Raw genomic sequence first — 11846 nt, forward strand, 5'->3', positions numbered from 1 at the left:
ACTTCGGCTTCTCGCTCGGCATCTTCATGGTCTTCACGCTCACCGGCTCGGTGACGTTGGACCAGGTGTTCGCCGCCGCCCCCGGAGTCGCCGGCAAGACTGTGCATTTCATCGGCTTCGACTGGGACGCCTGGACGCTCGCTTGCCTGCTCCTGTTCATGGGCGCGATGGGCAAGTCGGCGCAGTTCCTGCTCCACACCTGGCTGCCTGACGCGATGGAGGGCCCGACGCCGGTGTCCGCGCTCATCCACGCCGCGACCATGGTGACGGCCGGCGTGTTCATGGTGGCGCGCCTGTCGCCGCTCTTTGAGCTGTCGTCCACGGCGCTGAGCGTCGTGCTGATCATCGGCTCGACGACCGCCTTCTTCGCCGCCACGATCGGCCTGGTGCAGAACGACATCAAGCGGGTCATCGCGTATTCGACCTGCTCGCAGCTCGGCTACATGTTCGTCGGCCTCGGCGTCGGCGGCTACAGCCTCGGCATCTTCCATCTGTTCACCCACGGCTTCTTCAAGGCGCTTCTGTTCCTGACGGCAGGCTCGGTCATTACCGCGATGCATCACGAGCAGGACATGCGCCGCATGGGGGGCTTGAGGAAGGAGATCCCGTTCACCTTCTGGATGATGGTCATCGGCACGCTCGCGATCACGGGCGTCGGCATCCCCTTCACCAACATCGGCTTTGCCGGCTACGTCTCGAAGGACCCGATCATCGAGGCGGCCTTCGCTTCGCAGCGCTACGGTTCGGTCTACGCCTTCTGGTGCGTGGCGATCGCGGCCGGCTTCACCTCGTTCTATTCGTGGCGCCTGGTGTTCATGACCTTCTTCGGCGAGCGAGGCCAGTTTTCGTCCTGGCTTCCGCCTGAGGGTCACGAGGTCGACGCGAATGCGCACGACGAGGCGGCCCTCACGCACCCGGCTCCCGCGGATCATGCCCATGGCGTGCGCGACGACACGACCGCGCACCCGCCTCACGACGATCATGGCCACGGACACGGCGCGCATCCGGCCCACGAATCGCCGCTGGTCATGCTGGTCCCTCTCGCGATCCTGGGGCTCGGCGCCGTGTTTGCCGGCGTGGCGTTCCGCCACTGGTTTATCGGATCGGGCTACTCGGACTTCTGGCGCAATTCCTTATTCCTTGGCCAGGAGAACGACATCCTCGAGCGGATGGAGCACGTCCCGACGCTGGTGTCGCTATCGCCGAACCTGTTCATGATCGTCGGACTTCTGATCGCGTATTACCTGTACATCGTCGATCGGAAGGCGCCCGAGCGGCTCGCCGCAATTTTCCCGGGGCTTTACCAGTTCCTGCTCAACAAGTGGTACTTCGACGAGCTGTACGACTTCCTGTTCGTCCGCCCGGCCTTCGCCATTGGGCGGCTGTTCTGGAAGGGCGGCGACGGCGCGATCATCGACGGTCTCGGGCCGGACGGCGTGTCGGCGCGCGTGCTTGACGTGACCCGCGGCGCGGTCAAGCTGCAGTCCGGCTTCATCTATCAATACGCCTTCGCGATGCTGCTCGGCGCGGCCGCGTTCGCGACCTGGTACCTGTTCGGGGGGGCCCGCTGATGTCCGGTTCCTGGATCCTGTCGAGCCTCTTGATCCTGCCCCTGATTGGGGCGGCGTTCATCCTGCTGCTGCCCGGCGACTCGGAGGCGACCCGCCGCAACGCGCGCTGGATCGCCTTTTTCGCAACCCTCCTCACCTTCGTGCTCAGCCTCGTCGCCTGGGGCCGCTTCGATCCCTCGCAAGCGGGGTTCCAGCTGATCGAGGAGCACGACTGGTTCTCGCACGCCATTCTCTACAAGCTCGGCGTCGACGGCGTCTCGATGCCCTTCGTCCTGCTGACGACCCTCCTCATGCCGATCAGCATTGCGGCGTCGTGGGGAATCGAGAGCCGGGTGAAGGCGTACATGATCGCCTTCCTCGCGCTCGAGACGCTGATGATCGGCGTGTTCGTCGCCCTCGATCTGGTGCTGTTCTACTTTTTCTTCGAGGGCGGTCTCATCCCGATGTTCCTGATCATCGGCATCTGGGGGCACGGCAACCGCGTCTACGCCGCGTTCAAGTTCTTCCTCTACACCTTCACCGGCTCGGTGCTGATGCTGCTCGCCATCATGGCGATGTACTGGACCGCGGGCACGACCGACATCACCGTGCTCTTGAAGACGGCGTTCGACCCCAAAATGCAGACCTGGCTGTGGCTCGGCTTCTTCGCCTCGTTCGCGGTCAAGCTGCCGATGTGGCCCGTCCACACCTGGCTTCCCGACGCGCACGTCGAGGCGCCGACGGCCGGCTCCGTCATCCTGGCGGCCATCCTGCTCAAGATGGGCGGCTACGGCTTCATCCGCTTCTCGCTGCCGATGTTCCCCGACGCATCCCACTATTTCACCCCGCTGGTCTATGCGCTGTCGGTAATCGCGATCGTCTACACCTCGCTGGTGGCGCTGGCGCAGGAGAACATGAAGAAGCTGATCGCCTATTCGTCGGTCGCGCACATGGGCTTCGTGACGATGGGCATCTTCGCCGCCAATGCTCAGGGCGTGCAGGGCGCCGTCTACCAGATGATCAGCCACGGCCTCGTCTCGGGGGCGCTCTTCCTCTGCGTCGGCGTCGTCTACGACCGCACCCACACGCTGTCGATCGATGCTTATGGCGGGCTCGTGCAGCGCATGCCGCTCTACGCGGTCGCCTTCATGCTCTTCACCCTCGCCAACGTCGGACTGCCCGGCACGTCCGGCTTCATCGGCGAGTTCCTGACCCTGATCGGGACGTTCCAGTCGAACACCTGGGTGGCGTTCTTCGCCACGACCGGCGTCATCCTCTCGGCCTCCTACGCGCTCTATCTCTACCGCCGCGTCGTGTTCGGGGTGATCGAGAAGGCGAACCTGAGGAACATCCTCGACCTGAGCCCGCGGGAGATCGCTACGCTGCTGCCGCTCGGCCTGCTCGTGATCTACTACGGCGTGCATCCCCAGCCGGTCATCGACGCGAGTTCCGCCTCGATCGACGCGATCCTCAGGGGCGTCGAGCAGGCGGTGACGGCGACCAAGACGGCCGGGCTGTGATAGGGCGCTAGCGCCGCCAAGAGATCAAGAGAACGAGCGATCCATGCACGAAACAGCCCTCTCTCTCCCGGTTGTCCTGCCCGAAGCGGTTCTCGCCCTCGGAACGCTTCTGCTCGTCCTTTACGGTGCGTTGCGCGGCGAGCGCGCCTACAGTCTCGTCACGGAGATTTCCGTTGCGCTGCTCGGGATCGTCTTCCTGATCGTGGTGTGGAAGTCCCGCCCGATGGGGATCACCTTCTACGGCGCCTTGGCCGACGATCCGTTCACTCGCTTCATGAGCGGGTTGGCTTTGATCGGCTCGCTGGTGACGCTTCTCCTGTCGATCGAATTCATGCGCAGCGAGCGGATCGCTGGGTTCGAGTTCCCGGTGCTGATCCTGCTTTCGACGCTCGGCATGCTGATGCTGATCGCGGCCAGCGACTTCATCGCGCTCTACCTCGGCCTCGAGCTGATGAGCCTCGCGCTCTACGTGATCGCGGCCTTCCGCCGCCACGATCTGCGCGCCACCGAGGCAGGCCTGAAGTACTTCGTGCTCGGCGCGCTGTCGTCCGGCATGCTGCTCTACGGCATCTCGCTGATTTACGGCTATTCCGGCTCGGTGAGATTCAGCGACGTTGCGGCGGCGGTGCACGACCACCACAACTTGGGCGTGCTGTTCGGCCTCGTGTTCCTGCTGGCGGGCCTCGCCTTCAAGATCTCGGCAGTGCCGTTCCACATGTGGACCCCCGACGTATACGAAGGCGCGCCGACTCCGGTGACCACCTTCTTCGCTTCTGCGCCGAAAATCGCGGCGATGGCGGTGCTGGTGCGGGTCGCCTTTACAGCTTTCCCGGGTATCTCCAGCGATTGGCGGCAGATTCTCACCTTCGTGTCGATCGCCTCGATGGGGCTCGGCGCTTTCGCCGCCATCGGCCAGTCCAACATCAAGCGGCTGATGGCCTATTCGTCCATCGGCCACATGGGCTTCGCGCTGGTCGGACTCGCGGCGGGAACGGTTGAAGGCGCGCAGAGCGTCATCGTCTACATGTCGATATATGTCGTCATGACGCTCGGCACCTTCGCCGCGATTCTGTCGATGCGGCGCGATGGCAAGGCGGTGGAGACGATCGCCGATCTGGCGGGGCTCGCCCGCACGGATTCGCAGATGGCGTTCTTCCTGGCGACGATGATGTTCTCGCTCGCTGGAGTTCCACCGCTTGCCGGGTTTTTCGCCAAGTTCTACGTGTTCGCCGCCGCCATCAAGGCTGACCTGTACGGACTGGCCGTCATTGGCGTGCTGGCGAGCGCGTTGGGCGCCTACTACTACCTGCGTATCGTCAAGGTGATGTATTTCGACGAGCCGGCGCGAGCCTTCGACCGGCCTGGCGTCGTCGCTCGCAGTGTCCTGGCGTTGGCGGCGCTGCTGATCCTCGCCTTCATGTTCGCCCCGTCGCCGCTGACCAACGCGGCGATGGCCGCGGCGCAAACGCTCTTTTGAGCATCGAATCCACGCGGGGGTCCGCGCAAGTCGAGTGGCGGGTCGATCGGCTCGCGGCGATCGACTCGACCAACGAGGAGGCGCGCCGGCGCGCCCTGGCCGGCGATCCCGGAGGCTTGTGGATCGTGGCCGGCGAGCAGAGCGCGGGCCGGGGCCGGCGCGGCCGCAACTGGGTCTCGCCGAAAGGCAACCTGCATGCGAGCGCGTTGCTGATCGACCCGTGCCCGCAAGCCCGGTCGCCCCAGCTGGGCTTTGTCGCCGGCGTCGCGCTCGCTCGCGCGGCGGAGGACCTCGGCGCCGCCGAAGTCCGGCTCAAGTGGCCGAACGATCTTGTGCTCAACGGGGCCAAATGCGCCGGTCTCCTGGTCGAGGGCCTCTCCCTCGCCGACCAGCGGATGGCTTGCATCGTCGGGATCGGAATCAACTGCGCCCGCGCGCCAGAGGGCGTGGGCTACCCGACGGCAGTCCTGTCCCGCGACGACGCCGGGGCGATCCGCGCCTCCGACCTGTTCGAGCGGCTCATGAAGCGGTTCGCCGAGGCGCTCGACCTCTGGGCCCAGGGGGAGGGATTCGCCGCGATTCGCGCCGCCTGGCTCGTGCGCGCCGCCGGAATCGGGAGCCTCGTGCGGATCGATGACGCCCGCGGCCGGCGGGAAGGCGCTTTCGAAGGACTTGACGCCGACGGCCGATTGCTGTTTCGCGGGGCGGGCGGAATCGAGGCGATCGAGGCCGCCGACCTCTGGATATCGCCGGCTTCGGATGGCGCGCCTACTACGGCGGCGTCCGGTTCGCTCGCGCGGGAAGGCCCAGCCTGAATGACAGACGACAGCGAGTTCGTGTTCGCGGCCCTGGGGGGCCTCGGCGAAATCGGCATGAATTGCGCGCTTTACGGTTACGGGCCGCCGAAGGCGCGGAAATGGCTGATGGTGGATCTCGGCGTCGCCTTCGCTGGCGACGACCTGCCGGGGATCGATCTCATCATGCCCGACGTCGGCTTCATCGAGAAGGTGAGGAAAGACCTCGTGGGCCTGATCATTACCCATGCGCACGAGGACCATATCGGCGCGCTGGCCGACCTCTGGCCAAGCCTGGGCGTGCAGGTCTACCCCTCGCCCTTCGCGGCGGGCCTCGCCGAGGCCCGGCGACTCGGCGAGCCCGGGGCGCCCGAGGTTCCGATCGAGATCGTTCGGCCTGGCGCGCGCGTGACCATTGGCCCGTTTGACGTCGAGTTCGTGCGGGTCGCCCATTCGATCCCCGAGAGCTCGGCTTTGGCGATCCGGACGCCGGCCGGCCTCGTCGTTCATTCCGGCGACTGGAAGATCGACCTGACCCCTGTGGTCGGCTCGATCACCGACGAAGCGCGCCTGAGGGCGCTCGGCGACGAGGGCGTGCTCGCGCTCGTCTGCGACTCGACCAACGTGCTACGCGAGGGCGAAAGCCCGTCGGAACTCGACGTCGCGGCGACGCTCAAGGACCTTGTGGGCAAAGCGAAGGGCAGGGTGGTCGTCACGACCTTCGCCTCCAATGTCGCGCGCCTGCGTTCAGCGGCCGAGGCGGGCCTCGCCGCGGGGCGGCAGGTCTGCATCCTCGGCCGGGCGATGGAGCGCGTCGTGGCGGTGGCGCGGGAGCTCGGCATGCTCGACGGCGTTCCGCAATTCCTCGGCATGGACGCATTCGAGCGCTTGCCGAGGGACAAGATCCTGGCGCTCGCCACCGGCAGCCAGGGCGAGCCGCGCGCCGCGCTCGCCCGCATGGCCGAGGACGATCATCCGACCGCGGAGCTTAGTCCGGGCGACACCGTCATCTTCTCGTCGCGCACCATTCCCGGCAACGAGAATGCAGTCGGCAGGATCATCAACGCGTTCGCCGCCGGCGGCGTCGAGGTGATTACCGACCGCCACGCGCTGGTGCATGTCTCCGGTCATCCGCGCCGCGCGGAAGTTGCGAAAATGTACGGTTGGCTGAGGCCGCAGATGGCGGTCCCGGCGCATGGGGAGGCGCTGCATCTCAGCGAACACGCCGCTCTCGCCAGGGCGCTCGGCGTGGCGCAGGTGCTGCGCGCGTTCAACGGCGACCTCGTCCGTTTCGCCCCGGGCAATCTCGGAACGATCGGCAAGATCGAGCGCGGGCGGCGTCTCAAGGACGGCGGCATTCTGCTGCCGCCTGAGCAGGAATGCGTCGGCCAGCGCCGCCGCCTGTCGTTCGCGGGAGTCGTGTCGATCGCGATCGCTCTGACCCCGAAGGGCGAATTGGCCGGCGACCCGGACGTGATGATCGCAGGCCTGCCGGAACGCACCCGCGAGGGCGCGGGCTTCGATGAGATCATCGACGCGGCGATCTTCGAGACCTTCGAGAGCCTACCGCGCGGCAAGCGGCGCGATCCGGACTTTTTGTCGAGCGCAATCGAACGGAGCGTGCGCGCCTCCGTTGGCGCCCTCTGGGGCAAGAAGCCGCAGGTGCATGCGCTGGTGGTGGAGGTCTAATCGGCGGTAGGCAATAGGGCGGCCGGCAATAGGATAACGAAACCCACTGCCTACTTGCGGCTGATGACTGCTGGAACCCTTGGAGCGGCCCATGATCGGAAAACTGAACCACGTCGCCATCGCTGTCCCCGACCTCGAGAAGGCGGCGAAGACCTATCGCGAGACCCTCGGCGCCAAGGTGTCGGAACCGCACGCGATTCCTACCCATGGCGTCACCGTCGTGTTCGTCGAGCTGCCAAACACCAAGGTCGAACTTCTCCACCCGCTCGGCGCCAACTCGCCGATCGCGAAATTCCTGGAGAAGAATCCCGACGGCGGCATGCATCACATGTGCTTCGAAGTGGAAGACATCATCGCCGCGCGCGACCAGCTCAAGGCGACAGGCGCCCGTGTGCTCGGCGACGGCGAGCCAAAGATCGGCGCGCACGGCAAGCCGGTGCTGTTCCTGCATCCCAAGGATTTTGTCGGCACGCTGACAGAAATCGAGCAGGTCTGATTTTTGTCGCGCAAAACGGTCGGCGCCGGCGGCATGAGCCGCATCGGCGCCGACGCCTTGCTGCTCGCGACCGCCGCCGTCTGGGGCGTCACTTTCGTCGTGCAGAAGGACATCGGCGGATTGCCGCCGCTGGCCTTCGTCGCGGCGCGCTTCGCCGTGTCCGCGCTGGCGGTCGCGCCGCTGGCGGTCCTTGAAGGACGGCGGGCCGGGCTTCCCTATGCGCCGCGCGCATGGCGGCTGGCGGTCGCCATCGGGGTCTTGCTGTTTCTCGGCGCGAGCCTCCAGCAGGCGGGCCTTGCAACCACCAGCGCGACGAACGGCGGCTTTCTCACCGCCTGTTATGTCGTCCTGACGCCCTTCGTCGTTTGGGCGCTGTCGCGCCAGCGGCCGCGCGCGATCGTGCTCGGCGCGGGCGTGGTGTCGGTGATCGGCGCATGGCTTCTGGCCACGGGCTGCGGCCCCGCCGAGCCGCCGACGACCGGCGACGGGCTGGTGCTTCTGGCCGACCTCGCCTGGGCGATCGCGATCGCGTTGACGCCGATCTTCCTCGTCAAGACGCAACGGCCGCTCACGCTCGCCTTTTCCCAATATGCGATCTGCTGTGCGCTCGCGGGAGCCGCGTCCGCCGTCTTCGAGACGGCGAAGCCCGAATCCTTCGTCGCCGCGGCGCCGGCGATCCTTTTCGCGGGCCTCGTCTCCGGCGCGCTCGGCTATACGCTTCAGATCGTCGGGCAGCGCTACACGCCCCCGGCTGAGGCGGCGCTGATCCTGTCGCTGGAAAGCGTATTCGCCGCGCTCGCCGGCGCGATCTGGCTCGGCGAGAGGCTGACCGCCGCGGGCGCCGCCGGATGCGCGCTTATTCTCATTGGCGCGGTCGCGGCCGAGGCGGCGCCAGTGTTTGCAGGCGCGAAGCCCGCCAGCGTGTGAACGCGACATTCCGCCGCGACCGCGCGCGCAGTTATGACGGCCGCCGGTCTTGCTTCGGCGGTTTCGAGGCGTAAGAGTGGCCGCAAACCAGCTAGCGAATCCTCGGGGACGGGCGTTTTCATGGACTTTCTGATTGCGCTGGCGGCGCTCTGTTTCCTGATGTTCGTCGCCTATCGCGGCTTCAGCGTCATTTTGTTCGCCCCCATCGCCGCGATGGGCGCGGTCTTCTTCACCGACCCGCACGCCGTGCCCGCCGCCTTCACCAATCTCTTTATGGTCAAGATGGTGGGCTTTGCACAGCTCTACTTTCCGGTCTTCCTTCTCGGCGCCGTGTTCGGCAAGGTGATCGAGCTCTCCGGTTTCGCCAAGTCGATCGTCGCGACCATCATCCGCGCTGTCGGCAAGGATCAGGCGATGCTGGCGATCGTCCTCGTCTGCGCGGTGCTGACTTACGGCGGCGTGTCGCTGTTCGTCGTGGTGTTCGCCGCCTATCCGTTCGCGGCTGAGCTTTTCCGCGCCGGTGATATTCCGAAGCGGCTGATCCCCGGCACGATCGCGCTCGGCGCCTTCTCATTCACCATGGATTCGCTGCCGTTCACCCCGCAGATCCAGAACATCATCCCCACCACCTATTTCAAGACGACGACCGGCGCCGCGCCGATCCTCGGCATTGTCGGCGCCATCTTCATCCTTGTCCTGGGCATGGCTTACCTCGAATGGCAGAAGCGCATCGCCCGGGCCAGGGGGGAGGGCTACGGCCAAGGCCATATCAACGAGCCGCCGCCGATCGACACGACCCATCTGCCCTCGCCTTGGATCGCCTTCCTGCCGCTGATCGTGGTGTTTGGCCTCAACATCGTGCTCGGCGGTTTTCCTGGCGTGTTCACGGGCCTGATCGATTGGGCCTATGGCGCGAACTATGACCTGAAGCTCGCGCTGGACCACGCGATTCCGACGCCCGTCCAGCCGATCCGCGCTGTCTGGGCGGTCGAGGGCGCGCTGCTGACGGGCATCGTGCTGGTCTTTCTGCTCGCCTTCCGGGCCGTGTCCAAGACCTTCGCCGAGGGCAGCAAGGCCGCTGTGGCCGGCGCGCTGCTTGCGGCAATGAACACGGCTACGGAATATGGCTTTGGCGGCGTCATCGCCTCGTTGCCGGGCTTCCTCGCCATTCGCGACGCGCTTGGCGGCATTCCCAATGTTCTGGTGCGCGAGGCCGTCACCGTCACTTCGCTCGCCGGCATCACCGGCTCGGCTTCGGGCGGCATGTCGATCGCGCTCGCGGCGATGTCGAAGGATTTCATCGAAGCCGCGAATGCGGTCGGAATTCCGATGGAGGTCTTGCACCGCGTCGCCGCGATGGCGAGCGGCGGCATGGACACTCTTCCGCACAACGGCGCGGTGATCACGCTGCTCGCCGTCACCGGCCTGACGCACCGCGAATCTTACAAGGACATCTTCGCCGTCACGATCCTGAAGACCGCTGCGGTGTTCGTGGTTATCGGCGTCTACGAGTTCACCGGACTGTACTGAGCCAGCGAAATGCCCAGCGAGGCGAAACATCCAGCCTTGCTGTTTCTGCGGTCGCCGGAGAAGGGGAAGGTGGTCACCGCCGCCGAGGCGGTTCGGCTCGTCCGCGACGGCGACACGGTGGCGACGGGCGGCTTCGTCGGCATCGGCTTCGCCGAAGAAATCGCCATTGCGCTGGAGGAACGATTCCTTGCCGACGCGGCGCCGCGCGGCCTGACGCTGGTCTATGCGGCGGGGCAGGGTGACGGCAATGCGAAGGGCCTCAACCATCTCGCCCACGAGGGCCTCGTGCGACGCATCATCGGCGGCCATTGGGGGCTCGCGCCGCGGCTGCAGAAGATGGCGATCGACAATCTCGTCGAGGCCTACAACCTGCCGCAGGGCGTCATCACCCATCTATTTCGCGATATCGCGGCGCGCCGCCCGGTCCACGTCACGCGCGTTGGCATGGAGACCTTCGTCGATCCGAAGAACGGCGGCGGCAAGCTCAACGCGCGCACGACAGAGGACCTCGTCGAGCGGGTGACGCTTTGCGGCGAGGAATGCCTCGCCTACAGGACCTTCCCTATCCACGTCGGAATCATCCGCGCCACCACCGGCGACGCGGAAGGCAACCTCACCATGGAGAAGGAGGCGCTGACCCTCGAGGCGCTGGCCATCGCCATGGCCGCGCACAATTCCGACGGTATCGTCATTGCCCAGGTCGAACGGGTCGCCGAGAGCGGCAGCCTCAACCCGCGTCAGGTGAAGATTCCGGGCGTTCTGGTCGACTGCGTCGTCGTCGCGCGGCCGGAGCACCACTGGCAGACCTTCGGCACCCAGTACAATCCCGCCTATTCCGGCGAGATCCGCGTGCGCGCCGGCTCGCTCGAGCCGATGGCGATGAGCGAGCGCAAGATCATCGCCCGCCGCGCCGCTTTCGAGCTCAAGGCCAACAGCGTCGTGAACCTCGGCATCGGCATGCCGGAAGGCGTGGCCTCGGTGGCCAACGAGGAGAAGATCATCGATCTCATCACGCTGACCGCCGAGCCCGGGGTCATTGGCGGCGTGCCGGCGAGCGGCATCGACTTCGGCGCGGCGACCAACAGCCAGGCGGTCATCGACCAGCCCTACCAGTTCGACTTCTACGACGGCGGCGGGCTCGACGCGGCCTTCCTCGGCCTTGCCCAGGTCGACCGGCGCGGCAATCTCAACGTCAGCAAGTTCGGGCCGAAACTCGCTGGCGCCGGGGGCTTTATCAACATCAGCCAGAACGCCAAGGAGGTCGTGTTCGTCGGTTCGTTCGGCGCCGGGCGGCAAAAGGTTGGGGCGCGCGACGGCCGGCTTGTCATCGACGAGGAGGCAAAGCACAAGAAGTTCGTTGCCGACGTCGAGCACCTCACCTTCAGCGGCGCCTACGCGGACGAGCGCGGTCAGAGCGTGCTTTACGTCACCGAGCGCTGCGTGCTGGCGTTACGGCCCGAGGGGCTCGAACTGGTGGAGGTCGCGCCTGGCGTGGACATCGAGCGCGATATTCTTGCGCGGATGGATTTCAAGCCGCTCATTCCTCGCGACCCGATCGAGATGGACGCGCGCATCTTCCGGCCCGAGCCGATGGGATTGCGCGCCGACCTCGTCGGCGTGCCGCTCGAGAGCCGCTTCACCTTCGATCCGCTGCAGAACGTCCTCTTCATCAATCTCGAGAGCTTCGCGCTGCAAAACCGGGACGACATCGAGGCGATGGAGAAGATCGTCGAGACGAAGCTCGCACCGGTGAGCGGGCGCGTCTACGCCATCGTCAACTACGATAATTTCACCATCCTGCCGGAGCTGCTCGACGAGTACACGGCGATGGTGCGCCGGCTCGCCGACCGCCACTATTCCGGC

General features: G+C 66.2%; 9 protein-coding genes. All 9 read left to right on the plus strand.

Features of this window, described 5'->3' with window-relative positions; all coding sequences use genetic code 11:
- The coding region (gene nuoL / locus ACLP25_RS02230; RefSeq protein ID WP_442467611.1) for an NADH-quinone oxidoreductase subunit L at nucleotides 1-1571 on the plus strand (1571 nt) is incomplete at its 5' end.
- A complete protein-coding gene (locus ACLP25_RS02235) occupies nucleotides 1571-3070 on the plus strand; it encodes an NADH-quinone oxidoreductase subunit M (protein WP_442467612.1) in 1500 nt (499 codons plus the stop codon). The genes nuoL and ACLP25_RS02235, both read left to right, overlap by 1 nt.
- Before the next feature lie 43 nt (nucleotides 3071-3113).
- A complete protein-coding gene (gene nuoN / locus ACLP25_RS02240; RefSeq protein ID WP_442467613.1) occupies nucleotides 3114-4547 on the plus strand; it encodes an NADH-quinone oxidoreductase subunit NuoN in 1434 nt (477 codons plus the stop codon).
- Nucleotides 4544-5362: a biotin--[acetyl-CoA-carboxylase] ligase gene (locus ACLP25_RS02245; RefSeq protein WP_442467614.1), complete on the plus strand. Its 819-nt coding sequence runs from the start codon at nucleotides 4544-4546 to the stop codon at nucleotides 5360-5362. The genes nuoN and ACLP25_RS02245 overlap by 4 nt, the downstream gene beginning before the upstream one ends.
- Nucleotides 5363-7030, plus strand: a complete 1668-nt coding sequence (locus ACLP25_RS02250) for a ribonuclease J (RefSeq protein ID WP_442467615.1) — start codon at nucleotides 5363-5365, stop codon at nucleotides 7028-7030.
- 91 nt (nucleotides 7031-7121) lie between these two features.
- A complete protein-coding gene (gene mce / locus ACLP25_RS02255; protein WP_442467616.1) occupies nucleotides 7122-7526 on the plus strand; it encodes a methylmalonyl-CoA epimerase in 405 nt (134 codons plus the stop codon).
- A 3-nt stretch (nucleotides 7527-7529) separates the two neighbouring features.
- On the plus strand, nucleotides 7530-8453 hold the full coding sequence (locus tag ACLP25_RS02260) for a DMT family transporter (protein WP_442467617.1): 924 nt from the start codon (nucleotides 7530-7532) through the stop codon (nucleotides 8451-8453).
- A gap of 120 nt (nucleotides 8454-8573) precedes the next feature.
- Entirely contained in the window at nucleotides 8574-9983 is a 1410-nt protein-coding gene (locus ACLP25_RS02265; protein ID WP_442467618.1) for a GntP family permease, read from the plus strand.
- Between the two features lie 9 nt (nucleotides 9984-9992).
- On the plus strand, nucleotides 9993-11846 hold a 1854-nt coding region (locus ACLP25_RS02270), incomplete at its 3' end, for an acyl CoA:acetate/3-ketoacid CoA transferase (RefSeq protein WP_442467619.1).

This window comes from Roseiarcus sp. (assembly GCF_052145395.1).
Lineage (GTDB): Bacteria > Pseudomonadota > Alphaproteobacteria > Rhizobiales > Beijerinckiaceae > Roseiarcus.